Source organism: Tenacibaculum sp. SZ-18, from assembly GCF_002813915.1.
GTDB lineage: Bacteria > Bacteroidota > Bacteroidia > Flavobacteriales > Flavobacteriaceae > Polaribacter.
This window is the reverse complement of the sequence record NZ_CP019335.1, coordinates 3,794,413-3,821,392: the sequence shown is the minus strand read 5'-3', so window position 1 is coordinate 3,821,392 and position 26,980 is coordinate 3,794,413. Positions and strand designations below refer to the sequence as shown.

The 26,980-nt window shown below is 31.4% G+C and carries 26 protein-coding genes; 8 read left to right on the top strand and 18 right to left on the bottom strand.

Features of this window, described 5'->3' with window-relative positions:
• Positions 1–48 precede the first annotated feature (48 nt).
• A complete protein-coding gene (locus BTO06_RS17385; protein ID WP_100926835.1) occupies positions 49–951 on the top strand; it encodes a tetratricopeptide repeat protein in 903 nt (300 codons plus the stop codon).
• Between the two features lie 1,110 nt (positions 952–2,061).
• Positions 2,062–2,775, top strand: coding sequence for a hypothetical protein (locus BTO06_RS17370; RefSeq protein WP_100926505.1), 714 nt, complete (start codon positions 2,062–2,064; stop codon positions 2,773–2,775).
• A 1,576-nt stretch (positions 2,776–4,351) separates the two neighbouring features.
• On the opposite strand, the gene BTO06_RS17365 is transcribed toward BTO06_RS17370, so the two are convergent.
• Together BTO06_RS17365 and BTO06_RS17360 are read right to left on the bottom strand one after the other, a co-directional pair.
• A complete protein-coding gene (locus BTO06_RS17365) occupies positions 4,352–5,035 on the bottom strand; it encodes a LysE family translocator (protein WP_100926504.1) in 684 nt (227 codons plus the stop codon).
• Positions 5,036–5,048: 13 nt separating this feature from the next.
• Positions 5,049–6,095, bottom strand: coding sequence for a ferredoxin--NADP reductase (locus BTO06_RS17360; protein ID WP_100926503.1), 1,047 nt, complete (start codon positions 6,093–6,095; stop codon positions 5,049–5,051).
• A 145-nt stretch (positions 6,096–6,240) separates the two neighbouring features.
• On the opposite strand from BTO06_RS17360, the gene BTO06_RS17355 reads away from it, so the two are divergent.
• Genes BTO06_RS17355 through BTO06_RS17340 form a run of 4 tightly spaced genes read left to right on the top strand, consistent with a single transcriptional unit; the run spans position 6,241 to position 8,614 of the window.
• Positions 6,241–6,579: a PadR family transcriptional regulator gene (locus tag BTO06_RS17355; protein WP_100926502.1), complete on the top strand. Its 339-nt coding sequence runs from the start codon at positions 6,241–6,243 to the stop codon at positions 6,577–6,579.
• A gap of 5 nt (positions 6,580–6,584) precedes the next feature.
• A complete protein-coding gene (locus BTO06_RS17350; protein ID WP_100926501.1) occupies positions 6,585–7,250 on the top strand; it encodes a hypothetical protein in 666 nt (221 codons plus the stop codon).
• Positions 7,251–7,253: 3 nt separating this feature from the next.
• On the top strand, positions 7,254–7,925 hold the full coding sequence (locus BTO06_RS17345; protein ID WP_100926500.1) for a hypothetical protein: 672 nt from the start codon (positions 7,254–7,256) through the stop codon (positions 7,923–7,925).
• On the top strand, positions 7,922–8,614 hold the full coding sequence (locus BTO06_RS17340; protein ID WP_100926499.1) for a hypothetical protein: 693 nt from the start codon (positions 7,922–7,924) through the stop codon (positions 8,612–8,614). The genes BTO06_RS17345 and BTO06_RS17340 overlap by 4 nt, the downstream gene beginning before the upstream one ends.
• Before the next feature lies 1 nt (position 8,615).
• Here the strand turns inward: BTO06_RS17340 and rsmI are convergent, their stop codons facing one another.
• Positions 8,616–9,287, bottom strand: a complete 672-nt coding sequence (gene rsmI, locus BTO06_RS17335; protein WP_100926498.1) for a 16S rRNA (cytidine(1402)-2'-O)-methyltransferase — start codon at positions 9,285–9,287, stop codon at positions 8,616–8,618.
• A gap of 38 nt (positions 9,288–9,325) precedes the next feature.
• Between rsmI and dxs the strand changes: the two genes are divergently transcribed.
• A complete protein-coding gene (gene dxs / locus BTO06_RS17330; RefSeq protein WP_100926497.1) occupies positions 9,326–11,101 on the top strand; it encodes a 1-deoxy-D-xylulose-5-phosphate synthase in 1,776 nt (591 codons plus the stop codon).
• A gap of 89 nt (positions 11,102–11,190) precedes the next feature.
• Positions 11,191–13,122: a CocE/NonD family hydrolase gene (locus BTO06_RS17325; protein ID WP_100926496.1), complete on the top strand. Its 1,932-nt coding sequence runs from the start codon at positions 11,191–11,193 to the stop codon at positions 13,120–13,122.
• A gap of 51 nt (positions 13,123–13,173) precedes the next feature.
• Here the strand turns inward: BTO06_RS17325 and BTO06_RS17320 are convergent, their stop codons facing one another.
• The 15 genes from BTO06_RS17320 to BTO06_RS17250 form a co-directional block, all read right to left on the bottom strand.
• On the bottom strand, positions 13,174–13,716 hold the full coding sequence (locus tag BTO06_RS17320) for an energy transducer TonB (protein WP_100926495.1): 543 nt from the start codon (positions 13,714–13,716) through the stop codon (positions 13,174–13,176).
• A gap of 74 nt (positions 13,717–13,790) precedes the next feature.
• Positions 13,791–14,651, bottom strand: coding sequence for an ATP synthase F1 subunit gamma (atpG, locus tag BTO06_RS17315; protein WP_100926494.1), 861 nt, complete (start codon positions 14,649–14,651; stop codon positions 13,791–13,793).
• 70 nt (positions 14,652–14,721) lie between these two features.
• On the bottom strand, positions 14,722–16,302 hold the full coding sequence (atpA, locus tag BTO06_RS17310) for a F0F1 ATP synthase subunit alpha (protein ID WP_100926493.1): 1,581 nt from the start codon (positions 16,300–16,302) through the stop codon (positions 14,722–14,724).
• Between the two features lie 21 nt (positions 16,303–16,323).
• Positions 16,324–16,881 carry an ATP synthase F1 subunit delta gene (gene atpH, locus BTO06_RS17305; protein ID WP_100926492.1) on the bottom strand — a complete coding sequence of 186 codons (558 nt, stop codon included), beginning with the start codon at positions 16,879–16,881 and terminating at the stop codon, positions 16,324–16,326.
• Positions 16,882–16,891: 10 nt separating this feature from the next.
• Positions 16,892–17,389, bottom strand: coding sequence for a F0F1 ATP synthase subunit B (locus BTO06_RS17300; protein ID WP_100926491.1), 498 nt, complete (start codon positions 17,387–17,389; stop codon positions 16,892–16,894).
• A 101-nt stretch (positions 17,390–17,490) separates the two neighbouring features.
• On the bottom strand, positions 17,491–17,685 hold the full coding sequence (gene atpE / locus BTO06_RS17295; protein ID WP_100926490.1) for an ATP synthase F0 subunit C: 195 nt from the start codon (positions 17,683–17,685) through the stop codon (positions 17,491–17,493).
• A gap of 40 nt (positions 17,686–17,725) precedes the next feature.
• Positions 17,726–18,865, bottom strand: coding sequence for a F0F1 ATP synthase subunit A (gene atpB, locus BTO06_RS17290; RefSeq protein WP_100926834.1), 1,140 nt, complete (start codon positions 18,863–18,865; stop codon positions 17,726–17,728).
• 127 nt (positions 18,866–18,992) lie between these two features.
• Positions 18,993–19,367, bottom strand: coding sequence for a DUF6168 family protein (locus BTO06_RS17285; protein ID WP_100926489.1), 375 nt, complete (start codon positions 19,365–19,367; stop codon positions 18,993–18,995).
• Entirely contained in the window at positions 19,360–19,587 is a 228-nt protein-coding gene (locus tag BTO06_RS17280; RefSeq protein WP_100926488.1) for an AtpZ/AtpI family protein, read from the bottom strand. Before BTO06_RS17280 ends, BTO06_RS17285 begins: the two co-directional genes overlap by 8 nt.
• Complete coding sequence (locus BTO06_RS17275) at positions 19,556–19,978, bottom strand: bactofilin family protein (protein ID WP_100926487.1); 423 nt, start codon at positions 19,976–19,978, stop codon at positions 19,556–19,558. The genes BTO06_RS17280 and BTO06_RS17275 overlap by 32 nt, the downstream gene beginning before the upstream one ends.
• Positions 19,979–19,983: 5 nt before the next feature.
• Complete coding sequence (porW, locus tag BTO06_RS17270; RefSeq protein WP_100926486.1) at positions 19,984–22,218, bottom strand: type IX secretion system periplasmic lipoprotein PorW/SprE; 2,235 nt, start codon at positions 22,216–22,218, stop codon at positions 19,984–19,986.
• Positions 22,219–22,307: 89 nt separating this feature from the next.
• Complete coding sequence (locus BTO06_RS17265) at positions 22,308–23,003, bottom strand: ABC transporter ATP-binding protein (RefSeq protein ID WP_100926485.1); 696 nt, start codon at positions 23,001–23,003, stop codon at positions 22,308–22,310.
• Between the two features lie 19 nt (positions 23,004–23,022).
• Positions 23,023–24,444: a DUF5687 family protein gene (locus BTO06_RS17260; protein ID WP_232731489.1), complete on the bottom strand. Its 1,422-nt coding sequence runs from the start codon at positions 24,442–24,444 to the stop codon at positions 23,023–23,025.
• Between the two features lie 153 nt (positions 24,445–24,597).
• Positions 24,598–25,602, bottom strand: coding sequence for a DUF4837 family protein (locus BTO06_RS17255; RefSeq protein WP_100926483.1), 1,005 nt, complete (start codon positions 25,600–25,602; stop codon positions 24,598–24,600).
• Between the two features lie 49 nt (positions 25,603–25,651).
• Positions 25,652–26,968, bottom strand: coding sequence for a lytic transglycosylase domain-containing protein (locus BTO06_RS17250; RefSeq protein ID WP_100926482.1), 1,317 nt, complete (start codon positions 26,966–26,968; stop codon positions 25,652–25,654).
• Positions 26,969–26,980: the final 12 nt, after the last annotated feature.

The following is a 26,980-nucleotide window of genomic DNA, read 5'->3' as shown; positions in this document are numbered from 1 at the left end:
AATCAAAAAACAAGCACCTGTTTGTTATTAAAAATTGCTCATAAAAAAATGAAAAAAGTATTTTTCCTACTGGTTATAACTCTGATCTCAATTTTCGGAAATAGTCAAAATCATCAACTTGAATTCGATGAATATTTCAAAGTACAAGACACCGTTAATCAATTAAAGACCTTGAAATCTTGGGAAAAACAAAACCCAAAAGATGCTGAATTGTATACGAGTTATTTTAATTATTATTTTTCTAAATCTAGAGAACAGGTTCTGGCTTTAACTAACGATCAACCAAATGGAGAAAGCTTGGTCATTCAAGATAGTTCAAATCAAAATGTTGGGTTTATTGGTGACCGAATAATTTATAATCAGGAAATACTTCAAAAAGGAATCGAGAAAATTAATCAAGGAATTAAATTATTTCCAAACAGATTAGACATGCGATTTGGTAAAATTTATGCTTTTGGACAAGTTGAAGATTGGGACAATTTTACCGATGAAATTATTGAAACAATTGAGCAATCATCTAAAAACAATAACCATTGGACCTGGACAAACAATGAAAAGTATGGTAGCGATGTCAAAGGATTTCTTCTGGATATTCAAAATTATCAACTTCAATTATACAATACAGGAAAAGATGAACTACTTCTAAAAATGAGAGCAATTGCGAACAAAGTCTTAAGTTATCATCCAAACCACATTGAAAGTCTTTCTAATTTATCAATTACCTATTTATTAAAAGATGAGTATGATAAGGCACTGGAACCTCTATTTAAAGCAGAAAAAATAAACCCAAAAGATTATATTGTTCTAGGCAACATAGCTCAAGCATATAAACTTAAAGGAGATAAAGAAAAAGCGATTTTATACTACGAGAAAACAGCTGAATTCGGTGATGCTTACGCTAAAGAATATGCAAAGCAAGAAATTGATCTCTTAAAAAACGATAGAAAATAAAAAAGTAAAACTTTAATGATGAATTGGATGAAATCATGAAATAAAACTATTCTACTGAAAACGAAGCAAACATCAATTTGATTAAAAAAATAAACGTACCACTTATCATAATTCAAATCCTCGCTTTGACTCTGGTACGATTAGGTGTGACAAGAATTTATTATTCATACTATTTTAAAAATATTGAAGCTGCCTTGAGTAGTGAACCTGAAAAGTATGAAATAGAAAATGAAATTGGAATTGAAATCATTTTATTCTACGAGGCGTGGGTGTCACTTCTAGTACTTTTTTTATTGTTAATTTCATTTTATATTTTAAATCATAAAAAGAATATTCACTGGATAAACTTTATGATACTTTTCTTCTTAACAATCGGCTTGCGTATTTCAAGTTCTTACTACTCTACTGTTACAAAGACTTTTTTTAATACTTGCTTTACTGTATTTAAAAAAGGATTTAGAGCCTCAAATTTAATCGAAGGTTTAATCCTCTTTATAGTTGGAATTTTCATCATTTTGAATCAATATAAAAACTTGAAAAATTCGAAGTATTCTTGAATTAACTTTTCTGTTTTAGAAAATGATTTCTTGTGGTAATAAAAACTAGATGTTTTTTAAAAATGGAACTTATATTCTTTTGATAATCCAAAAAATTAAGAATATAAAAAAAAGGAGCAATTCGAAAATTGAAAAATTTGTTCATGGCCCTGCTGGAGATTTTAATGCAAACACCTCTAGCAACCCCACAAAATATATTGTCTCGGGTAAAAGTTTTGTAATGTGTACTTATTTGAATCTGCAAGAATGCAATTCAAAAAATCAAAATAATGTAACCTTTGGACTATTTGAGCGATCTAAAAGAAACTTAGATGATTTATATCCGATAATTATTTACAATAAATATGTAATCAATAAGTAACCTACAATTGTATGATAATCGTTAGTTCTATTCATAGTAACTCTACTTTTAAAAAGTTCATAATGACATATTTTATAACTATTTAAGCAGATTCTGTGTATTAAAAATTAACGCAACTTTGTAGCGTTAAAAAATAAACTTAACTTTATAAGACAAAACAAAAATTACATCATAAAAAAAATCAATCGAATTATGTTACAAAGAAAATTTGACGAAGTAGTAAAACAAGAATTTCCAAATGCAAAAGACGCGAAGGATACATCCATTCATTATTTAGGAAAAATGCAAATTGAACATCAACTGGATATTTCAAAAGTATTAATGGCAACTTCGGTTTGCTCCGACGATATAAATGTTCCTTCGACAACCTTTTTTAATGTTTTATTCGGTCCTTTCGTAATGGGAGGTCTTGGCGGTATTCCATTTGTTGGTCAAACAGGAATGACCGCTTTTGCTCATCATATTCCTGACAACGGAAGTGCTTTTATTTTTTACGGACCTCATATTGGAATTACTTTAGAGGGCGATCTCGGTAAAATGTATAGACCTCGAATGGAGAATACGGGTAATTCCTGCGGTGCACTGATGCTTGCTTTAAGCCGACTGGAAAATAAAAATTATGCACCTGTTCTTAGCGATGACGATTATCAACAAATGAAGTTGGAGGAAAGTCTCTTACCATTTAGAGAGGAAATTTTAGCAAGTGACAATCCTTCTAAAGCAATTACAGAAGCCACTTATGAAATTATAGATAAAAAGATTCATGAATACCTTAAAACATGTAAAAATGAATTCAACGTTGATAAAGTTACACTACTTGGCGGTATTATCATCAATACAGACCATGGTGTAGATGACTACTTTGATGCTCGTAATTTTGAAGTAATTGAACTAAATAGCTTATAATAAATTATTTCATAGTATATCCAAATAGCCGTTAACATTTTCTTGTATGAAGATAAAAAGGCTATTTGGATTTTGACAACAATAAACATCATAAGTGTCAATTTGTAAACTTAGTTTCCTGTAAAATAATTTGAAACTACCCTTTTAAAATAGACTCATTTTAGAAATAATAACTAAATATTTGTGGAAAGGTAATTTATAAGTAAGCTTCGTAAATCAATCCCGATTAAAAATTCTAAGTTTCAAAATTCTTATATCTGGCAAAAAGAACAGCTATATGAATTACTCACAATGATGGGTGCTTTTGTTTTGTAATACATCATTCTTTCCGTGACTTATCCTTATCCTGCAACCATGGCGGATTCATGAAATGATATATTATCTGCTAGGACAATAACCATCAATGCCTATCGCACCATTGGTTATTATTGATTTATATACTTTATTCACTTCTTTACCACAAAATTAGTGCAACATTTACTGGATATTACATCTCCAATACTTTTGTAACCATAGTATTTCTATTCACCGTTAAGTGTCTTTTCAAATGACAACAACTCACATTTTATCTACTTTCTACTTTACTTATACTTTCGGCAAGTATTGTATTTTATACTAATTATAGTATATATTATATTTTAACTCACTCACACTACTAAATATTACAAGTAGTTTCTGTATACTAAAACAACCTAACTTTAGAAATATTAAAATTCATTTAATTGTTTTATATATTATCATAAATGTAAGATATGCAGCGCTATTTTAACCCATTTTATATGTTGAAATATTTCTATATCACATCAAAAGAAATAATTTTTAGCTTTTTTTATTCCTCTCAATTGTAATTGCTCTTTTTATTTATATCGACAAGAAATCAAGTGTAAGAAAAAATTATCATGTTAATGAATTCTCTCCATTTAGTGGTTGAGGAATAGCAAATAATGCTGTTGCTGTAATTCCGCATATCTATTTAACAACAGATAAAATAGAAGATAACCTTGAAAAATTAATACATCAAGTTGTTAACTCCTATCCTGATTCTATTTGTGAATTCAAATATATTCTTGAAACAAGCTTCATGTGGAGTAAAGAGTTTCCAGATAAATAAATTTTATTCTATACCGTAAAACAGAAGCGGCATAAATATTCAAAGACATGGGAATTCACCGGACAGAAATTGAAAAAATTTTGATCGCTTTTGTATTGATTTTAATTCTATGCCATGCAGATTTTAGTGTAATATCACATCCAATTAATAATTGGAGGTACTGAATCCATATTTATAGTCCTCAATTACTAATTATCTCAATTGTTTTGAAAGAGAGAAGTAATCTCTTTTTAAAAATCTGTAAAATGAAGACATCCTAAGAGCCATGAAAAAATATTTAAAATACGCACAGAAAAGATTGAAACAATATTTCTTTTCATCTAAATAATGTTAGCAACAAACTATTCTTAAATTCAGAAGTTTCTTGTTCGCGATTCAGTTACAATACTAAAATAAAAAAGAAGAAATAGTAATATTTCTCCTTTTTTTAAACTGTCTTATGTATACTATTTTGACGATTAATAATTACTTACTTCTTGTAATTTCCACTTTATCCATTATTTCATCAAACTTCTCTTTAGGAACAAAACCTTTTAGCATCATTAAAGCTCCGAATGCAATTAATAACACTCCCATACCTCTTTTAACTCTATAAATTACTAATGGGGTTAACTTAGATCGTAATTGTTTTGCTAGTAATATCTTAACTACGTCTGTCATAAAATAACCAATAATCACCAATGTAAAATACCAAAAAATAGAGGTTGGATTCATATTTAAACTAGGACCTACAACTACCATAATTCCCAACCAGCCTGCTAAAACACCGATATTAATAAAGTTTAGAAAGAAGCCGTTTAAGAATAATTTGAAATAGTTGTTACCTTTCGCAACTTCAATACTAGACTGATCCAACTCTTTTTTATTGCTCTTATCTAAATATGTAATTAATCCGTAAACAATGAGAATTAAACCACCGATAAAAAACAATCTCGGATCGTCTTTAATTTTTTCTAGTAAGTTTCTACTTCCATAATAAGCAATACTAATAAACACAATATCTCCTAGAATTACGCCGATATCAAAAGCAATAGCAGCTCTAAAACCTTTAAGAACACTTGTTTTTAGCAACATAAAAAAAACAGGACCAATCATAAAAGACATAAAAAGTCCGACTAAAAAAGCATCCTTATAGTCCAATAAACTCATAATTTATAGCAATTTATACATCATCAAAATCAACAGTAATTTTTGGTGTTGTTGGGTGCGCTTGGCAAGTTAATATATATCCTTCTTCTAATTCAGCATCGGTTAAAATTTGATTTTTTACCATTACTGCTTTTCCTTCCGTAACAATGGCAATACAACTACTACAAACTCCACCTTGACAAGAATAAGGGGCGTCTACATCATTACGTAAACTTTCTGATAAAATATCTTTGTCTTGAGGCATGGTAAAAGAAACCGTTTCTCCATCTAGTAAAACATCAACTTGAGTTTGTCCGTCTTTTACTTGATTAGCCGCTTCCTCATCAATTGAAGAAGTAAACAACTCAAATAAAATAGAATCTTTATCAAATCCATTTACTGATAAAGTTTCCGACGCTACATTTATCATTTCTTCAGGTCCACATAAATATGCGCTGTCAAACTTTATGTCTTTGTAAATATTCTTTATGAAGTAATTTACATGAGCTTTATCAATCCTTCCAAAAACTGTATTCTCGACATTTTCTCTACTGAAAACATAACTTAAATTGAACCTTGAATCATACTTCGATTTTAATTCATTCAATTCAGCATAAAAAATAGTATCTGCAATGGTTTTATTACCATAAACTAATGTAAAAGTTGCAGAATCGTTACTTTCTAAAACAGACTTTACCATTGATAAAACAGGAGTAATTCCGCTTCCTGCTGTAAACCCTAAATAGTTTTTTGCTGATTCTGGTTGTAAAATAAACTTTCCTTCTGGAGAGGAAACTTCTAACTCGTCTCCTGCTTGTAACTTTTCATTTGCATAAACGGAGAAAGTTCCATTTTCTACAGCTTTTACAGCTACCTTAACTGTGTTGCTCTTCGGAGCAGAACATAAAGAATATGCTCTTCGAACTTCTTCTCCTTTTATAATAGCCTTTAAGGTAATGTATTGTCCAGCAACAAAAGAAAACTCTGATGCTAATTTTGCTGGTATATCAAAAACTAAGGAAACAGCCGCTTTAGTTTCTCTGATTACTTCTTTAATCTTCAGTTTGTGAAATTGACTCATTCTAAAAAATTTAAACACAAAAATACGGAAAGAAAAGAAGATTTAAAGTTAAACTCATATGATAATAACATACATAAGATTTTTATGTATAAGAAAATTATGTATATTTGCATACCTAAAAAACTTAGGTATTAAAAAGTAGGGCATGGGAAATCAAAAATTATACAAAGGTTCTTTACAAACGATCATTTTAAAACTATTAGCAGAAAATGATAAAATGTATGGTTATGAAATTACTCAAAAAGTAAAGGAATTGACTAAGGGAGAATTGCACATTACAGAAGGAGCCTTATATCCTGCATTACACAAATTAGAAGCAGAAGGACTGTTAGATGTTGAAGTTGCAAAGGTGGGGAATCGCTTAAGAAAATATTATAAACTAACTGAAACAGGAACTAAAGAAACCGTTAATCGGTTAGCACAAATGCAAGAGTTTTTAAACACAATGCAACATTTAGTAAATCCTAAATTTAGTATAGAATAACAACTATGGAACTGAATAAAGAACAGATTAAAAAAATAGATTCATTTCTTGAAGCTATTGGTGTTGAGTACATTGATATTCGTTTTGAAATGGTGGATCATATTGCTTCAGAAATAGAAGATAATGTGAAAGATATTAATGCGTTTTTTAAAGATGATGGTTTTCAAACATCATTTTTAAAATACATGTTAAGTCGAAAAAAAGAGTTTGAAATTAAATATAAAAGTCAAGTAAAAAAGTTGAACTGGTTCTACACAAAGAATTTATGCAAAGGTATCTTCAAACTAACATCAAAACCAAAAATTCTATTGCCGATTTCTATTTTGATCTTCTTATGTATTCAATTTGGAAATCTATATCTCAAGGAAATAAGTATAGCCTTATTTATGCTTCTAATTGGAAGTTATCTATTCATTCTATTAAAGCTTAGAACTTTCGGAAAGAAATTTGCAAACGTAAAATTTGTAAAATTCTACACAGTTCTAAATTCTTTCTTAGTGATTCTTCCTTTAAACTTCCCTAATATTTCTAATGTACTATATAAAGGAAATTACTCTACAACAATGATGTACTTATTTTTGATTTCTCTTATTGGCATTTCACTTATCAATTTTCACTTTTTTAATCAAAAAAAAATAATTGAACAGAAATATAATTTTTTAATTCAATAAGCTATGGAGTTGAGTAAAGAACAAATAAAATATATCGATGATATATTATACGATAATGGCGTTAAATTCTGGGACGTTCGAATCGAAATGTTAGATCATATAGTCTCTGAACTTGAACAGCAATCAGATTCAAACTTAAACTTTAAAAAAAGGGTGTTTGAAGTTTTCAAAATAATGGGTTGGAAGGAAAATTTTAACGGTAGTAATTTTGAAGAAATAATTAAAGATCATCACAACAGCATTTCTAAGAAAGTCAGAAAAAGATTCTCTAAAGCAATGAAAGAAGATTTTTCGAATCCAGTAATTGTTGCTATTTCTATTGTGTTATTATATGCTTTTTATGAAGTTGCTCATTATAAAGAACTACTTAAATATTTCAGTTTATTGATATTATTAGGTCTAGTTTTTCCAATGATATTTTTCTTCACAAGAAAGATGTTCTATCGATCAATTCATTTAAATCATGTTTCAAGTATCGCATTTTTCTCTTTGAGTTTTTTTAATTGTTTTATCTTATTACCCAAAATCTTTTTTGACTTTAATATTTTCAATTATCCAATATTAGTTGCTCTTATTTTTGGAATAACCACAATTCAAACTGCACTTGGAATTAAGTTCTTTTTCAAAGAATTCGAAAAAACAAACGACGTTTACAAAAAACTGATGACGCTGTGAAACTAACAGAAACTAACATAACAGAATTATATGAGTTTACAAGAAAACATTTCGTTGTGCATTACGATGTTCAAACAGAATTAGTGGATCATCTAGCAAATGATATCGAAGCTATTTGGGAAGAAAATCCGGATCTTAGCTTCGAAAAAGCAAGAGATAAATCTTTCAAAAAATTTGGTGTTTTTGGTTTTATGAATGTCGTAGAAGAAAAGCAAAAACAGGTTGGAAAGAGATATCGTAAAATTTTATGGACAATGTTTAAAGAATGGTTTAAACTCCCAAAACTTGCAACAACATTAACCTTATTTTTTCTGTTTTATACTATCCTTAGATTGCCAACATTAGGAACATATTTCTATTATACTATCCTAGGAATTTATATCGTTTACTTTTTTGTTAGATGCAGATTACTTATCGTAAAACATAAAAGAAAGGTAAAAGAAACTGGAAAAAACTGGTTGCTTGAAGACATCATTTTTAAACTGGCTTCCTCTAATTTCCTAATACTGTTTAGTAATGCTTTCAACATATTTCAGTTCGGAGATTTATTTCAAGAAATGCAATATGCTTTTCTAGTAGCTGTTTTCTTGGTAATATTATTACTCGTTGGATATATCACCTTAGTATTAATTCCAAATAAGGCAGATGAATTACTAGAAGAACAATATCCAGAATACAGACTAGTTTAACTTATTTTTTACCATCAACAATAATTACAATTTCGCCTTTAGCCGGTTTTTCAGTATAGTATGATAGTATTTCTTTTACACTTCCTCGCTTGGTTTCTTCGAACATTTTAGTAAGCTCTCTAGAAACTGAAACTTGACGTTCTTCGCCAAAATATTCGGCGAAATTCGATAAAGTTTTTAGAAGTTTATGTGGGCTTTCATAGAAAATCATTGTTCTGCTTTCTTCTGCTAAAAGTTTCAATCGGGTTTGTCTACCTTTTTTAACCGGTAAAAAACCTTCGAAAACAAATTTATCATTGGGTAAACCTGAATTCACTAAAGCAGGAACAAAAGCTGTTGCTCCAGGTAAACATTCAACTGCTATTCCTTTCTGAATGCAAGCTCTTGTAAGTAAAAATCCTGGATCAGAAATTGCCGGAGTACCAGCATCAGAAATTAAAGCAAATGTTTCTCCAGCTTGAATTCGTTTAACAATATTCTCAACTGTTTTATGCTCGTTATGCATATGATGAGATTGCATTGGTGTGCTAATATCAAAGTGTTTTAGCAGTTTTCCACTAGTTCTTGTATCTTCTGCTAAAATATAATCTACTTCCTTTAAAACAGTTAGTGCTCTAAACGTGATATCTTCTAAATTTCCTATCGGTGTAGGTACCAAATACAGTTTACTCATATAACAAAGCTACAACAAAGTTTTAGTACATTTGTCTCATGTCTGAAAAGTTGTTACAACATATTAATTTCCCTAAGGATGTTAGGAATTTAAATCCTGAGCAATTGCCCAAATTAGCTCAAGAATTAAGACGTTTTATAATTGATGTTGTAGCTACAAAAGAAGGACATTTAGGTGCCAGTTTAGGAGTGGTAGAATTAACCATTGCGTTACATTATGTGTTTAATACTCCTGAAGATTTACTAGTTTGGGATGTTGGACATCAGGCATATGGACATAAAATTTTAACAGGTCGAAAAGATATTTTTCATACGAATCGGCAATTAAACGGAATTTCAGGCTTTCCCAAACGAAATGAAAGTGAATACGACACTTTTGGAGTTGGACATTCTTCTACTTCCATTTCTGCGGCATTAGGAATGGCAATCGCTTCTCAAATTAAAAAGGAAGACAAACAACATATTGCTGTGATTGGTGATGCTTCAATTGCTAGTGGAATGGCATTCGAAGCCTTAAATCATGCTGGTGTTACAAATGCAAATTTGTTGGTTATTTTAAATGACAATGCTATTGGAATTGACCCTTCAGTAGGTGCGTTAAAGGAATATTTAACTCGAATGAAATCAAAGCGAAGTGATATTGAGCAACACAATATCATTGAAGCTTTAAACTTTGATTATTCTGGACCAATTGATGGTCATAATTTAGAAGAATTAATTTCTGAATTAAATCGCTTGAAAGAAATTAAAGGTCCAAAATTCTTGCATGTTACAACAACAAAAGGAAAAGGATTAAAGCAAGCAGAAGAAGATCAGGTGAAATATCATGCTCCAGGAAAATTTGATAAATTTTCTGGTGATCTCTTACCAAAACCTAGTATTACACAACCTCCAAAGTACCAAGATGTATTTGGTAAAACCATTGTAGAATTAGCACAACAAAATGAAAAAATTGTAGGAATTACTCCAGCTATGCTTACTGGAAGTTCGCTGAAATTTATGTTGGATAAATTTCCTGAAAGAACCTTTGATGTTGGCATTGCAGAACAGCATGCAGTTACTTTAGCAGCTGGTATGGCTACTGAAGGAATCATCCCTTTTTGTAATGTGTATTCTACTTTTTTGCAAAGAGCTTATGATCAAATTATTCATGATGTTGCTACTCAAAACCTTCCTGTAATTTTTTGTTTGGATAGAGCAGGTTTAGTTGGACAAGACGGAGCGACACACCATGGAGTTTTCGATTTAGCCTATTTACGTTGCATACCAAATATGATCATTTTCGCTCCACGAAATGAAGTAGAGTTACGAAATATAATGTACACCGCTCAACTCGGATTAGATCATCCAATTGCAATTCGATATCCTAGAGGAAGAGGAATTACTTTAGATTGGCAACAACCTTTTGAAGCTATAGAAATTGGAAAAGGAACCTGTATAAAAGAAGGAACAGATATTGCTGTTTTATCCATTGGAACTATTGCCAAAAATGTTTCGGAAGCAATACATTTAGTAACTGATAAAGCCAACGTTGCGCATTATGATTTGCGATTCGTTAAACCTTTAGATAAAAAATTATTACACTCTGTATTTCAGAAGTTTGATAAAATTTTAACTATTGAAGACGGAACTGTAAATGGAGGTTTTGGATCTGCTATTTTAGAATTCGCGGCAACACATAAGTATAACAATTCAATCACTGTCTTAGGTATTCCTGATACTTTTATCAATCATGGAACTATTGATGAACTTCAACAACTTTGCAAAATAGATTCAGTTTCTATTTCTATTCAAATCAACAATTTAATAAAGTAAGTTTTTTCTTAAAATATGAAGGTATCTTCAGATTTTAACATGTTGAGAATATAGCATTGGTTATATTTACCTGAATATATCAATCAAATATGAAAACACACCTTACCAAATTATCACTTTTACTATTATTGGTAGTTTCTTTTAGTTGTAAAACAACGACTAAAGAAGAGACAAAGCCTGTAAATTATGTAAAAGAAAACTACACCAAGAAAGAAGTAAAAATTACAATGCGAGACGGCGTAAAATTACATGCTACGATTTACGCTCCTAAAGACACTACTAAAACCTATCCTATTTTATTACAACGTACACCATATAGCTGCAGACCTTATGGTGAAGATCAAATGCGACCAAAAATTGGTCCGAATGAAATTTTAATGAAAGAAGGAAACATTATCGTTTATGAAGATGTAAGAGGACGTTGGATGAGCGAAGGTGTTTATGATAACATGCGTGCTTATATTCCAAACAAAACTGAAAAACAGTCGGACGAAACTACTGATACTTATGACACTATTGACTGGTTGATTAAAAATGTTCCTCATAACAATGGAAAAGTTGGAACTTGGGGAATTTCTTATCCAGGACATTATGCTACAGTTTCAACAATTGATGCGCATCCTGCTTTAAAAGCAGCTTCTCCACAAGCTTGTATTGGAGACTTTTTCTTTGATGATTTCCACCATAACGGAGCATTTTTATTAAGCTATTTTAGAGCAATTTCATTATTTGGAACGTATAAGGATGAACCAACGGATAGTGCTTGGTATTCTTTCCCAAAAATGAATACGCAAGATCAATATCAATTCTTCTTGGATAAAGGTCCATTGAAAAACTTAAACGAGTATTTCCAATACGACAAACCAGACTCTAAAAATGTGGCTTCAAAAAGTGATATTGATGATTTCTTCTGGAAAGAAATTGTAGAACATCCGAACTATGATTCAGTTTGGCAAAGTAAAGGAATCATTCAGCATTTAGATAAAGTACCTTCTACAGTAGCAACAATGATTGTGGGTGGATGGTTTGATGCAGAAGATTTATACGGTCCGTTAGAAACGTATAAGGGGATTGAAAAAAATCAGCCTAATAATTACAATACAGTTGTATTTGGTCCTTGGGATCATGGAGGATGGTCTCGTAGTAAAGTGAAAAATGCAGTTGGAAATTATTATTTCGGAGATTCTATTTCATTAAACTTCCAGAAAAATATTGAAACAAAATTCTTCAATCATTTCTTAAAAGGAAATGGTTCAAAAGAAAGCGGATTGCCAGAAGCTTATGTTTACGATACTGGTAAAAAAGAATGGAAATCATATGATGTTTGGCCTCCTAAGAATACTAAAAAACATAGACTTTTCCTTTCTCGAAACAATAATCTACATATTATTCCTCCATTAAATAATCAAATGATAACATCTATTAAGTTTGTAAGTGATATCAAACGACCTGTTCCATATTCAGAAGATATCAAGACTGTTTTCACTCCTAGAAAATATATGACAGATGATCAACGTTTTGCTGCGAGAAGACCAGATGTTTTGGTATTTGAAACTGAAGTTATGGAAGAAGAAATGACCTTAGCTGGAGACATTTTAGCGAGGTTAAATGTAGCAACGACAGGAACTGCTGCTGATTGGATTGTTAAGGTAATTGATGTTCATCCAAGTGATTTGAAAAACGACAATGAGGATATGCAGTCTCATCTGAAGCTAAGCAATTATCATATGATGGTGCGCAGTGAAGTGTTAAGAGGTCGTTTTAGAAATAGTTTCTCAGATCCTGAACCATTTACTCCAAATAAGAAAACAAGCGTTGATATAAAGCTGCAGGACGTTTTTCATACAATTAAAAAGGGACACAAACTTCAAATTCAAGTTCAAAGTACGTGGTTTCCTTTAATTGATTTGAATCCACAAACGTATGTAGATAATATTTATAAAGCAGATAAAAAAGATTTTAAAACACAAACGCATTCTGTATTTACCGATTCTAGTATAGAGTTTACCGTGTTGAAATAGACTATTTGAGCGATAAATAAAAAAAGCGAATCTGATTTAGATTCGCTTTTTTTATCTCACTCTAAAAGTAATAGGTAATGTATACCCTACTTTTACAGGTTTACCTTTTAATTTACCAGGTATCATTTTAGGAAGTAACTCTGCAATTCTTCTACCTTCATCTTCTAGTCTCGGATGTGGAGCTCGCACGGTGATATCAACAACCTCTCCGTATTGATCAATTTTAAACTGTATATAAATTACCTTTTTTCCACGAGATAATACAGGTTTACATTTTTCCTCATCAATATCCTTTTCTCTATTGTAGACCATTTCTGTTTCTAAACAGTTTACTAAATCAACATCAAAATGTGTTATAATATGCTTTCTCATCATCCTGTTCATACACATTTTTTTGTCTCTACTATTTGATTCAGATTCACAGCCAGGAAAAACGGGAACGTCTTCAATAATAGCAAATGGAACGTCTTTTATTTTCTCGGTTTCATTAAGATTGATTTCTCTTAATTCTGGTTCGTTAGTATTCTTTCCGTTTTCCTGTCCATATGACAATACGCTAACTAGAGCGAATACAATTAATAATGTTTTTTTCATAGTATTTATAAGAGTTAAAAAAAGCGAATCTTATTATAAGATTCGCTTTATATATATTTATAATTAAATATCTTCTAGTTATTCAATGCTTCTGCACCACCAACGATTTCTAAGATTTCGTTTGTAATTGCAGCTTGACGAGCTTTGTTATATGTTAATAATAACTCATCTCTTAATTCCTTAGCATTATCTGTTGCTTTATGCATTGCAGTCATACGAGCACCATGTTCGGCAGCAAATGAATCACGAATAGCTTTATATAATTGCGTTTTTAATGATTTTGGAATTAATTCTAAAATAATTTCCTCTTTAGATGGTTCAAAAATATAATCTAAACTAACGTTAGAGTCATTTTCAACTGGTTTAATTGGTAAGAATTGTTCAACCATTGCAATCTGCGTAGCAGCATTTTTGAAACGGTTATAAACAAGTTCTATTCTATCATATGATCCAGCTACGAATACATCCATTAAGTGTTGTGCAATAGCAGCAGTATTCTCAAAAGTTAATTCATCGAAAATTTTAGTATTATTTTCAACTACATTATACTCTTTTGATAAGATGTCATTACCTTTCTTACCGATTGTAAACACATCAACTTCTACTCCATTGTACTTTTCGTTTATTGTGCTAACTGTCGTTTTTATGATTGAAGAATTAAATCCTCCACATAAACCTCTATTAGAAGTTACAGCTACCAATAAAACCTTCTTTACTTCTCTTTGCTCTGAATAAGCACCACCAACATTTCCGTCTAAAGTAGCACTAATACTCTGTAAAAGCTCAGTTAATTTTGACGCATAAGGACGCATTGCCGTAATTGCATCTTGAGCTTTCTTCAACTTTGCAGCAGATACCATTTTCATGGCAGATGTAATCTGCATTGTTGATCCAATTGAAGTAATTCTGTTACGTATTTCTTTTAAGTTTGGCATCTATATATGAACTTAAAATTAGTTGAATTTCCACATCTTCGTAAAGATGTGGAAAAATTGTTTTTTATAATTAAGCTGAATATTTAGCTGAAATTTCCTTTGCAACTTCAGTTAAAATACCAGTAACCTCGTCAGTTAACTTTCCTGACTTTAATGTGTCTAAAGCATCTCTATGCTTAGCGTTTAAGTATTCGATGTAATCAGCTTCAAATTCTTTTACTTTATTTACAGGAACCTCTCTTAATAAGTTTTTAGAACCTGCATAGATAATTGCAACCTGGTCTTCAACAGTAAAAGGATCTCCTTGATTCTGCTTTAAGATTTCCACGTTACGCTTACCTTTTTCAATTACATTCATTGTAGCAGCATCTAAATCAGAACCAAACTTAGCGAATGCTTCTAATTCACGGTACTGAGCTTGATCTAACTTTAATGTACCTGATACTTTCTTCATTGATTTAATCTGAGCAGAACCTCCTACACGAGATACTGAGATACCAACGTTAATCGCTGGACGAACCCCTGAGTTGAATAAATCTGACTCTAAGAAAATCTGTCCATCAGTAATCGAAATAACGTTTGTTGGGATATATGCCGAAACGTCTCCTGCTTGGGTTTCAATAATTGGTAATGCAGTTAAAGATCCTCCACCTTTTACTTTACCTTTTAATGAATCTGGTAAATCGTTCATTTCAGCAGCAATAGCATCGTCATTAATAACTTTTGCAGCACGCTCTAATAATCTAGAGTGTAAGTAGAAAACGTCTCCAGGATACGCCTCACGTCCCGGTGGACGACGTAATAATAAAGATACCTCACGGTAAGCTACTGCTTGCTTTGATAAATCATCATAAATGATTAAAGCTGGACGACCAGTATCACGGAAATACTCACCGATTGCAGCTCCTGCGAAAGGTGCATATACCTGCATTGGAGCAGGATCTGAAGCGTTAGCTGCTACGATAGTTGTATACGCTAAAGCTCCTTTTTCTTCTAACATGTTTGCGATTGCAGCAACTGTAGAACCTTTTTGACCTACAGCGACGTAGATACAATATACTGGCTCACCTGCATCGTAAAATTCTTTTTGATTTAAGATAGTATCAATAGCAACTGTAGATTTTCCAGTTTGACGGTCTCCAATGATTAACTCACGTTGACCTCTACCGATAGGAATCATTGCATCAACTGATTTAATTCCAGTTTGTAATGGTTCAGTTACTGGTTGACGATAAATAACTCCTGGTGCTTTACGCTCTAAAGGCATTTCAAAAGTCTCACCTTCGATTGGTCCTTTACCATCAATTGGATTACCTAAAGTATCTACAACTCTACCTACAATTCCTTCTCCAACTTTTAAAGAAGCAATTCTTTCAGTACGCTTTACAGTAGATCCTTCACTTACACCAGTTGAAGGTCCTAATAATACAACCCCAACGTTATCTTCTTCTAAGTTTAAAACGATTCCTTCTAAACCGTTTCCAAAATCTACTAATTCTCCGTATTGTACGTTAGATAAACCATATACACGAGCGATACCATCACCCACTTGTAATACAGTCCCTACTTCATTTAACGTAGCCTTTGATTCGAAATTTGTTAATTGTTCCTTTAAAATTGCTGATACTTCAGCTGGTTTAATTGCTGCCATCTTAAATCTTTTGATGTATAATTAAATTTTTGGAATATAATGACTGTCGTCAAATTCTCTTCTTAATTCGTTTAATTGGTTTGAGATACTTGCATCATATTGCACATCTCCAACACGTAAAATAAATCCTCCTAAAATTTCCGGATTTACAATATTTTGAATCGCTGCACTGTTTCCAGTAATTTCAACTATCTTCTTTTGAATCTTAGCTTCTAATTCGCTCGTTAATTCAACAGCAGTAGTCACAGTCGCAACTTGCATCTTTTTATAGTAGTCGTAAATAATTGAATATTTCTTCGCTACGCTTTCTAGCATTAACATTCTCTTATTTTCCGCTAAAAGATTGAATAATCCTTTAGAAATATTATTTACTTTTTCTCCGAATAATGCATCTAATACTTTTTTCTTATCAGCTGCTTTTATAACCGGACTTTTAAGCATTGCATCTAAATCGTCACTCTCAGCAATAGTAGCTACAATAACTTTCATGTTATTATTCACTTCCTCATCTGAACCCTGCTCTTTAGCTAAGTTTAAGATTGCTTTTGCGTAACGTAATGCTGGTCTTGCTTCTTTCATCTTTACTTAATTAGTTTAAAGTAACGTCTTCTAACATTCCTTCAACAAGCTTTAACTGATCTTCTTGTGAAGCTAACTCTTTTCTAACTACAGTTTGAGCAATACCGATAGATAATTCGGCAACATTCTTTTTTAATTCTGCAATAGCAGCTTGTTGTTCTTGTTTAATTGTAGCTTTCGCATTCTCAATCATCTTAGAAGCTTCTTCACCAGCTTCTTCCTTAGCATCAGCGATAATCTTATCCTTAATCTCACGAGCTTCTTTCATCATTGCATCTCTCTCAGCTCTTGCTTCTTTTAATAATCTATCGTTATCTGCTTGTAAGTTTTGCATTTCCTTACGTGCATTCTCAGCTTGATCTAAAGCATTTTGAATACCTTCTTCTCTTTCATCTAAAGAGTTTAAGATTGGTTTCCAAGCAAACTTTGCTAATAAAACTAATAACACAATCAGAATCACTAATTGCATCGCAAATAACCCTATTGAAAAATCATTAAAAATTTCCATACTATTTTGATATTATCTTTTGTCTTGTTGTTTAATTTTTTAGAAACATTTCTGCAACCAACCGTTGCAGAAAATGTTTTTGTTCTCTTTTTTTCGGAAAATTAAGCTAAAAGTAAAGCACCAAATGCTAACCCTTCTAATAATGCCCCGATGATGATCATCGCAGTTTGGATTTTTCCAGCAGCCTCAGGTTGACGAGCAATTCCTTCCATTGCTTTTCCACCGATTTGACCTAATCCGATTCCTCCACCAATTACGATTAATCCTGCTCCAATTAAATTAAGAGTTCCAGTCATAATTTCTAATATATTAAATTAAACAAATTCTTATTCTAAATTAATGTGCATGATCATGTTCATGCTCTTCCACTGCCATTCCAATAAATAAGGCTGATAACATGGTAAAAATGAACGCTTGTAAGAACGCTACTAACAATTCAATTAATGTTAAAAACATTGCTAACAAAAACGAGATTCCCGTTGCTCCTGCAGTACCAAACTTCGCTTTCAACAATATCATTAAAGCTGCAATTCCCATTACTACAGAGTGACCCGCAGTAATATTAGCGAACAAACGCACTAATAATGAGAATGGCTTAATTAAAATAAACCCTGCTAATTCTAAAACTGCTAAAACAGGTCTTAATGGTTTTGGTACACCTGGCATCCATAATGTATGTACCCAGAAGTCTTTTGATCCATTAGTAATATAAATCACTAAAGTAAATAATGCCAAACATACAGTAATAGCGATTTGACCTGTTACGTTAAATCCTAAAGGAGTTAACCCCATTAAGTTTAATATCCAGATAAAAAAGAATACTGTAAGTAAATACGGCATAAACTTCTTATATTTTGCCTCACCAATATTTGGCTTTGCAATCTCATCTCTTACGTATATTACTAAAGGCTCTAACACACGCCCTACTCCGGTTGGGATAGCTCCTTTTTTGTACCCTTTAGCTAAAGATCCAAATCCTAAAAACATTAACAAACCAGCTATTAATATTCCAAACACACTCTTGGTAATAGATAAATCTAAAACTTTGTGTGCATTTGTAGCATGATGAGTTTCATCAAAAGAAACATGCTCTGCTCCCTCATTTAACTCATAAATCTTACTGTGAATCTTAGCTAATTTTACACCTCCTGCATCTACAACAACATGCCCATCATCATTGTGGTGAAACTTAGAAGACATAAATGTCTTTAAACCTTTACTTGTCCAAACAATTACTGGCAATGGAAACCCAACATGCTTTCTTTCCCCTGCATCGTTAGTATACGAATACAAAGCAAAATCATGTGAATCAGCCAAGTGATGCTTGATATAATCGTTGATTTCTTCTCTGGTGTTAATTCTTCCACCGTCATTATCAGAAGATTTTTTTTCACCGCCTCCAGCGAAAACGTTTAATGAAGAAAATACTATTGCTAGTATTGCTAAACTTTTGATAGGTTTTTTTGCTATCATCATACCTTTACTAAATATAGAATTTATGGTTTCTAAATTTCCGTGCAAAGGTAAACATTTAATTAAAACTACAAACTCTTTTTTAGATATAGTTTAAAGCTCATTGAGATAAAAACAAAAATGACGTAAACTACTTACTATTTAGGAGTTTAGAAACAGCTACAGCTTCTGTAATTAAAAACAGAAACAATGGTGCCACTAATGAAAATTTCTCTGGCTTTGACAAGATACCATTTGCGAAAACTGAAGAGTTAAAAACAAGTACAAAAAAGCCCATTTTTAGAAAAATGGAAGCTAAGTAAGTATAACCAGCCTGATTTGGCATATAATCTGCAGCAATCTCTATAGCACAATAAACTACAAAAGCAGCTATAGTATGGAATAAATAAACACTTAGTAAAGAAAAGGCAAACGTTTCCTCAACAACTAAGTAACTGTTTAAAAAGTAGCTGATAATAAAAACAAGAAATAAAGCAGTTAAAAAGAGTAAAATACGTTTAATCATTATTTGAAAGATTAGACACCTGTCTAATGACAGAATACATCGCCAAAAACACTGCGACTAAAGTACAAATTTTCATATACATTTGGTTTGGGTTAGGATATTTTCCATCCAACCATTCCCCTAGAAGGTTACCTAAGTAAATAGTAACTCCCATTTGAAGGGCAATTCCACTAAAACGAATGTATTTACTAAGCTGAGGCTTGTTTTCCTTTTTGGGCATTTGAACTACCTTTTCCTAATTCTTTTACCGCACCTTTCATGTTACAAGTTGCATTTAATGATGCGCCTGGTTCAGTAGCCAACTGTCCAACGATAATATTTCCTGTGATATAACTTGAAGACTTAGCTGTAAGTGTGTCAAAAACGTTGAACTCTCCTGCAAACTTCCCCTCAACATCAGCATTTGTACACTCAACTGTTCCATTTATGAATCCTTCTTTTCCTATAATTACTCTTCCTTTTGTACTTAGCGTACCTTCGAACTCACCATCAATCCTAAAATCTCCTTCAGAAATTAATTCACCTGTAATTTTAGTTCCTTTACCTATTACATTTCTATTACTAGAACTTCTCTCTACAATAGAATCTTTTTTATTTTTTTTACTTAACATGAGGATTATTTTAAAAGTTTAATTATTTCGGCTGCTTTCTTTCCTTCGATTCTATTTGCGTAGTTAAGCGCTACAAATTGAAGTTCCTTTTTGTATTCTTCTTTACTTTTGTACTTTCCAATTGCTAAGGCTCGAAGCAACACAAATTTAGCAATTAATTCTGAATTTCTTTCTGCATCACTTAATTTATCAACCTGATCAACAACATCCTCAAACTGATTAAACTTATATAAACTATAAACTAATCGATACTTTTTATCAATTTCATCAACCTTTTTAGTATCAGTAATCTTATTGTTTGGTCTTCGAATTATTTCGGCGAACTTTGAATCTGAATACTTAGTTAAGATAATATCTTTCTTTTCATTCGCTTTTTCAGTCTCACTCACCTCATCATACAGTTGATATAAATGATAACTTATTGGCAATACTAGTTCTGGGTTTTTATTAATATCTAAAAGCGTTTCGAAATTACTGATTGCCAAGGTCGAGTTTTTAAACTGTTCTTTATAAATAAGCCCTAATTGGTATAAAGCTTCATTTCTCTCCTTTCTAAGATTTTCAATAACAACAGGATCAGAAGGAATAACTTTTAAGTAAGTATCAACTACATATCTACTATCCGTTTTCTCTGTTTTTACAGCTTCTTCTGTTTCCGAAGACTGTGATACTTCATTTTTATCCGACCATCTCCAATTATCCTCTAATTTCCTCGTACCCCAATTTTTCTGAAATGCAACTTTTCCAAAACCAATAGATTGCGAATTGTAGAAATACCATTTTCCTTGATTGTTAGATCCTCCAAAAGATGAACCTCCGCCAAACTGACTACCAAAATCTTGAGCATTTAATAATCGCTGACGACTTTTCTCATCGTTCTCCTTAATTTTTTCAATATATGCCTCAAAATAAGCTGTACGTTCAAGATCAGTCATGGCTACTAATTTCAAGATACTATCATTATTTGTAACCGTCTCCTCATAAGAACGTAATTTGGTAAGACCCTTATTCTTTCTTTTGATTCGGCGGATTCTTTTTTCCGTTTCAAACTCTTCTGTCGTTGCTTTTAAAACACTATCATAAAAAGATCCAGCTAACAAATATTCTTGCTTATTAAAATAAATATTTCCTAATTTCTCGTAAGTATAAGTCTTCTGATATACATCTCTACTCGGAACCTCTAAAGACTTCAGGTAATATTCTATCGCTTTTTCCGTATTACCTCTATCTTCTTGAAGAACTCCTGCTTGATAATATAATTTATTCAAGTATTTTCTATTATCTGAATTGCGAATCAGCTTTCTCATACGTTCAACTAGAAGTACATTCGAAGAATCTTTTACTTCAATATTTTTTACCATTTCAATAGCAGCGTGAATTCTATATTTCTCAGGAACCCATCTTTCATCTGCTAATTTTCTAAAAACCATTCTAGCAGAATCTTTATAGTTTAATTCGCTGTAAATTTGTCCTAAAACAAATGCATTTCGAGCGGATTGATGATTTTTCACAAATGATGTAGATATTGCTAAGTGATCTATAACTTTTTGAATTGTATCAGTTTTTTCATAGGCCATTGCCATAGCTGTGTATGCTTCCTGTCTTTGAAAAGGTGTAAGATTTTTTTCATTCTTGTCCAACTCAATCAATAGTTTCAACGATTCGATCGCTAATTTTTCATTTTCTAGTCGAATATTTGCCTTCGCTCTCCAAACTTTCGTGTCGTAGATTAGGCTTGCTTTTGGATAGTTTGCAATTATATAATTAAATGATTCAATCGCAGGAATAAAACGCTGTGTATAGTAACGTGCCTTTCCTAATAATAAATATGCATCATCAATTTGTCGGTTTTTTTCAAAACCTCTGATATTCATTGAATGTCTCTGAATAGCTTTTACCGCTTTTTCCTCAGCTCTATCAAAAGGAGTTACTGGAGCGTTACTTTCAGTAGATTTATCATCGCCAAAACCAGCTCCGGGGGAACTAAATTTAATTACAACTGCATTTTTCTGGTCGAACTTTATGGGCTCAATTGGTAATCGTTTCCAAAAGTTATCTGCATAATTGTTTTCAATACCTTTTAAGCCATTTTCAAAAGCTTGTTGGCCATTAAACAGTACATTGTACTTTGTAGTTAATGCGTGAAAGTTTCTATTAATTACAGAATCTTTTTTAGTGCTACAAGAAAGCACAGAAGCAGCTATAAGTAAAAATATGATTAAGTTATATGATTTTTTCATGAAAAAAACGCTCTACAAGTACAACAGATAAATATAGCAACTATTGTACTAGTGAGCGTAAAAATAGAAATAAAAAGCTAATTTTCTAATTACGATGCAAAATAGCTTTCTAATTCTTGTAAGGTAACTGGAGCTGTCTGTATATCTTTTACGATGTTTCCTTTTTCTAAAACAACGATTCGTTCACAAACTTCTGTAACATGACTTAAATCGTGACTAGAAACTAAAACCGTAGTTTCCTTTTCTTCCGATAATTTCTTAATGATATTCTTTAATCGAATTTGCGTTGTTGGATCTAAATTTGCGAAAGGCTCATCTAATATCACAACCTTTGGGTTACCCATAAGTGCCGCAATAATTCCCGCTTTCTTTTGATTTCCTTTACTTAAATCTCTCAAAAACTTTTTCTTGCCTAATATTTCTCCATTGAAAAACTCTTCAAATTGACTTAAAAAAGATCTAATATCAGCGGAATTCATCCCCCTTAATTCACCTATAAAATCAAAATACTCATCAGGAGTTAAATAACCAATCAAGAAACTTTCATCGATAAAAGACCCCGTAAAGGTTTTCCATTCTTCACTTTTGTTCACAGTGATGTTATGATTATCTATATGACCTGTTGTTGGCCTAATTAAATCTAGTAAAATATTGAATAAAGTTGTTTTTCCAGCACCATTATTCCCTACTAAACCGAAAGATTCTCCTTTAGCAATATCTAATGATGGAATATTTAAAACTTCTGTTGATCCGTATTTTTTTGAAATATTTTTTACTTGTATCATTTTCTTCTTTTTTATGTAATTATTTTTTCTGATTGAAAGCGTGAATAGTTGCGTACTTGTCTCTGATGTACTTTTTTTCTATCAAATCCATTAAGTAATTTTTCAAGACTAACCCCAAGATACCGACAGTAGCAATAGCGATAATTCCAGCATTAAATCCAACAAATTTGTTAAATACCCAGAATAACAACATTGGTAATCCCATTAATGGTAAAATAATTAAAAATTGAGTGGCACTTGTTCCTTGTGTATTTCCAAATCCACTAGCTTGTAAGTCGATTCTTTTTCTATTAAACGAACCAGCAAATAATAAAAACAATGTGTTAAATCCAATATTAAAAATAGCTCCTGCCGTAATCATAAGAAATTTATCTATTCCGTAGTAGATATATGGAATACTTAAAATATATAACACAAAAGTAACTACACACATTAACAACCATTTACTTTCTAAAAACTTTCTATAACGAATATTCTGACTCATGATCATCTTGTAATATTCGCTATCCCATGCTGGGATAAATTGACCGAAATTTATAGCGAAACCACCTGTTACAAACAACGATGCAAAGATTAAAAATGCAGGCATTTTTTCTTCATAAGTCTTATCACTAAAAAATATTACGGCATAGAATAAAAATAGAAAGGACATTAAAAAAACCATTTTTGTTCTTTTATTCCTCCATATTAATCTCATATCATTTTTGATAAAAGGAGCTAGATCTCCTAATTTATCCACAAATGATAAATCTGCAGTAGCTGCTTCTTTCGTTTTTACTTGAACAGCGTCATCTAAGAATAACTGGGTATTTAAATTTTTAACATTTAAAATGTACAAGACAACAACTATTAGAGCTGGTACTAAAACGTAAATCCAATTGTCATAGAAACTACTAAAAATCGTTACACTATTCTGACTGAAATTATAAATTTCAAATTGTTGTAAAGCCATTATACCTCCTAAAATAACTACTAAAACCCCAAAGGCTATATTGCTTTTATTTATTAAGAAATTTAAAAAATTAGAGGAGACAACTATTAATAACAAGGCTGTTAACCAACTCAATACATTTGATGCCGGATATCCTTCTTTCATTAATATTATCGAAAATGGAATGTAGAAAAACAAACTAATCACATTGAAAAATGAAAAGATTGACTTGCTTAAAATATAATTTACCAAAGTACTTTTTCTAATGTTTAGAATTAGCAATGGCTTTACATTCATTACTGGTAGTTTTTGCATTAAATAACGGAATATTAAATCTCCCATTACATAAAACAACATAATTCCATTAACAATATTTAAAGGATCTTGATTCGGAATTTCTTTTTTTAGAATATAGAAACCTCCAACACCTATCCCTAAAAATATTACAATAAAGTACAATGCAAATAATCCCATAAGAATATTTACTGCAATACTTTTTTGCCAAAACATAGAACGAAAGAACTGTTTTCTTTCAAAACTTAAAAAGCGTGCTATCATAAAAGTTTGAATTAATAGTTGAATAATTAGTGAATGAAAATTAAAAAATGTTACATAAAAAAAGCAGCAATTATCTTGCTGCTTCTATTTTTTAATTTAAAAAGTTTACTCTTCTGACTTATCCTTTATTTTTAGAGATTTTCCAATAGCTTCCAACTCAAAAACGAAATCTCTTTTATTTACTGATGGTGCGTAAGTAAACCCTTCGAAAACTATTAATCTGTTATTCTTTTTATCAACTATGGTATAATTCAAAAAGGGACCAGCCATAAAATCATTCTTCACCTCCCATTTCCCTCTAGTTTCATAAGCCTTTTTACTGTCTATTTGAGTTTCGTATGTAAACGGAGCATACGCCTTCTCTGTTATCATATACATTCCTTCTCTACTACCAGGAATAAATTTCTCTCCGATACTATCTCTTACTTTGGTAATATTATCAGCAATTGAATCTTCGTTAGTTAAAGGTAAACTATAAATTAAAATATTATTAGATCCATCTCCTCTGGCGATTCCATTTTGCAAATGATGGCGCATCCATAAAAAGTTGTTCAATGTATCTTGCACTAAACGATATCTACTTGGAATTGTTATATCTAAACCTAACTTGTTTACTGTTGATAATTGTGTATGATCAATTCTTTCTTTTTGGAATATATTCTGAACGAATTTCACATCTTCATCTTTATATATCTTCATGAATTCCTTTCCTCTTTCGCGAGTCATATTAATCATATCTTCCTTCGTTTTATAAGAAGCTAATATTATCACTTGTGGCGCAGCATATTTATTCTTTATTACAGTTACTTTATTGGTGTCGGATTTTTGAAAAAGTAAAATCGACTTGTTATGTCTAATAAAAGAACTAAACCCAGAAGGATCAATTTGTGATGCTGAAATTAATGTTTCTGGTTGTGGTAACCCAACTTGGTGTTCACCGAAAACTTTCCGTACTTCATCACCTGGCTTTCCTATCCAATCAGCACCTTTCATTACTACAAGAATTCTATTAATATTTCCTGTAGCAGATGGTAAAATAACTTCATTTTTACCTTGCTTGCACCCAACTGTAATTAGTATTACAATAATTAATGCTAAAAAATTTTTCATGGTCGTGTATTTTATTTGATCAAATGATAGTCGTCAAAAATTATTCCAATTATATTCTTCGAGGATAAATAAATAATCGTTGACCAACTCTTAGGTTTGTTCCACGCATATTATTCCACCGTTTTATATCTTTTACTTTTACTCCAAACCTTCTTGCTATTTTTCCTAGATAATCACCCGATCTTACCTTATAACGGATTCTTTTATCCATTTCAAAATACTTTGGTAGAGGTTTTTCTCTCAAAGAATCCTCAGCAGCTGCTAAAGCATAAATTTCGCGCTCTTTATCTAAAAAATCAATTACCTTATTTCTAGGTAATCTAACACTGAAACTTTTCTTTTTAACATAGGGAATTACGTCAATTTTATACTTAGGATTGAGAAAAGCAATTGTTTCTTCATCAATACCAGTTTTTTCTGCTATTTGATCAAAAGTAACCGTTCTTTTAATTTGAATTGTATCCGTTTCAAAATGATATAAGTTCGGAGCTTCCGGATAAATTCCCAACTCTTCATTATATCGAAAAATATACATTGTTGCGTAAAAAGCAGGAACATAACCAGCCGTTTCCATTGGTAAAAACGGACGAATATTCCAGTAATTACGATAACCTCCAGATCGCTTAATTGCTTTTAATACGTTTCCTGGACCAGAATTATAAGCAGCTAAAGCTAAATCCCAGTCATTAAAAATATTATTTAAATAACTAAGATATTTACACGCAGCAATTGTAGATTTAACTGGATCTTGTCTTTCATCCACATAAGAATTTACAGCAAGTTTGTATTGTTTACCTGTTCCATACATAAACTGCCATAATCCAGTAGCTCCAACTCTTGATTTTGCTTTAGGATGCAAAGCAGATTCAACAATCGCCAGATACTTCATTTCCAATGGAATATCATATTGATCTAAATACTGCTCAAACATTGGAAAATAATACTTAGCTCTTGCCATCAAGGCAGGATAGTACTTTTTACGATGCTTTAAGTAACTATTAATTACTCTTTCTAAAGCTGGATTAAAAGCTAGATTAAACGGTGTACTTGAATTAATTTCTTTTAATCGAAGTTTTAGCAATTCTGGAGTGATGATATGCGATTTCGTTCCATTAATATCCTTATCATTTAACACATATTCAAACTTATCAAATAAAGGAGAATTAAACTTTGCATCAACTAATAAACTATCAATCCTTTTTAAATCATCATCTGAATATTTTACAGCCCTTAGCTTCACAACAGGAGTTGATTTTACTCCAATTTTGGGAACCTCTTCAAGTTTTACAACAGAATCATTCTGAACTTGGGCAACCAAATTAATGCTAAACAAAAATAAAGCAACTAAAAAAAACTTCTGGATCATATTCAATTATAA

What these genes read in the sequence shown, in the direction of transcription:
- BTO06_RS17385 (WP_100926835.1), top strand. Translation starts at nt 49, where the DNA reads ATGAAAAAAGTATTTTTCCTACTGGTTATAACTCTGATCTCAATTTTC.
- BTO06_RS17370 (WP_100926505.1), top strand. Translation starts at nt 2,062, where the DNA reads ATGTTACAAAGAAAATTTGACGAAGTAGTAAAACAAGAATTTCCAAAT.
- BTO06_RS17365 (WP_100926504.1), bottom strand. Translation starts at nt 5,035, where the DNA reads ATGAGTTTATTGGACTATAAGGATGCTTTTTTAGTCGGACTTTTTATG.
- BTO06_RS17360 (WP_100926503.1), bottom strand. Translation starts at nt 6,095, where the DNA reads ATGAGTCAATTTCACAAACTGAAGATTAAAGAAGTAATCAGAGAAACT.
- BTO06_RS17355 (WP_100926502.1), top strand. Translation starts at nt 6,241, where the DNA reads ATGGGAAATCAAAAATTATACAAAGGTTCTTTACAAACGATCATTTTA.
- BTO06_RS17350 (WP_100926501.1), top strand. Translation starts at nt 6,585, where the DNA reads ATGGAACTGAATAAAGAACAGATTAAAAAAATAGATTCATTTCTTGAA.
- BTO06_RS17345 (WP_100926500.1), top strand. Translation starts at nt 7,254, where the DNA reads ATGGAGTTGAGTAAAGAACAAATAAAATATATCGATGATATATTATAC.
- rsmI (WP_100926498.1), bottom strand. Translation starts at nt 9,287, where the DNA reads ATGAGTAAACTGTATTTGGTACCTACACCGATAGGAAATTTAGAAGAT.
- dxs (WP_100926497.1), top strand. Translation starts at nt 9,326, where the DNA reads ATGTCTGAAAAGTTGTTACAACATATTAATTTCCCTAAGGATGTTAGG.
- BTO06_RS17325 (WP_100926496.1), top strand. Translation starts at nt 11,191, where the DNA reads ATGAAAACACACCTTACCAAATTATCACTTTTACTATTATTGGTAGTT.
- BTO06_RS17320 (WP_100926495.1), bottom strand. Translation starts at nt 13,716, where the DNA reads ATGAAAAAAACATTATTAATTGTATTCGCTCTAGTTAGCGTATTGTCA.
- atpG (WP_100926494.1), bottom strand. Translation starts at nt 14,651, where the DNA reads ATGCCAAACTTAAAAGAAATACGTAACAGAATTACTTCAATTGGATCA.
- atpA (WP_100926493.1), bottom strand. Translation starts at nt 16,302, where the DNA reads ATGGCAGCAATTAAACCAGCTGAAGTATCAGCAATTTTAAAGGAACAA.
- atpH (WP_100926492.1), bottom strand. Translation starts at nt 16,881, where the DNA reads ATGAAAGAAGCAAGACCAGCATTACGTTACGCAAAAGCAATCTTAAAC.
- BTO06_RS17300 (WP_100926491.1), bottom strand. Translation starts at nt 17,389, where the DNA reads ATGGAAATTTTTAATGATTTTTCAATAGGGTTATTTGCGATGCAATTA.
- atpE (WP_100926490.1), bottom strand. Translation starts at nt 17,685, where the DNA reads ATGACTGGAACTCTTAATTTAATTGGAGCAGGATTAATCGTAATTGGT.
- atpB (WP_100926834.1), bottom strand. Translation starts at nt 18,865, where the DNA reads ATGATGATAGCAAAAAAACCTATCAAAAGTTTAGCAATACTAGCAATA.
- BTO06_RS17285 (WP_100926489.1), bottom strand. Translation starts at nt 19,367, where the DNA reads ATGATTAAACGTATTTTACTCTTTTTAACTGCTTTATTTCTTGTTTTT.
- BTO06_RS17280 (WP_100926488.1), bottom strand. Translation starts at nt 19,587, where the DNA reads ATGCCCAAAAAGGAAAACAAGCCTCAGCTTAGTAAATACATTCGTTTT.
- BTO06_RS17275 (WP_100926487.1), bottom strand. Translation starts at nt 19,978, where the DNA reads ATGTTAAGTAAAAAAAATAAAAAAGATTCTATTGTAGAGAGAAGTTCT.
- porW (WP_100926486.1), bottom strand. Translation starts at nt 22,218, where the DNA reads ATGAAAAAATCATATAACTTAATCATATTTTTACTTATAGCTGCTTCT.
- BTO06_RS17265 (WP_100926485.1), bottom strand. Translation starts at nt 23,003, where the DNA reads ATGATACAAGTAAAAAATATTTCAAAAAAATACGGATCAACAGAAGTT.
- BTO06_RS17260 (WP_232731489.1), bottom strand. Translation starts at nt 24,444, where the DNA reads ATGTTTTGGCAAAAAAGTATTGCAGTAAATATTCTTATGGGATTATTT.
- BTO06_RS17255 (WP_100926483.1), bottom strand. Translation starts at nt 25,602, where the DNA reads ATGAAAAATTTTTTAGCATTAATTATTGTAATACTAATTACAGTTGGG.
- BTO06_RS17250 (WP_100926482.1), bottom strand. Translation starts at nt 26,968, where the DNA reads ATGATCCAGAAGTTTTTTTTAGTTGCTTTATTTTTGTTTAGCATTAAT.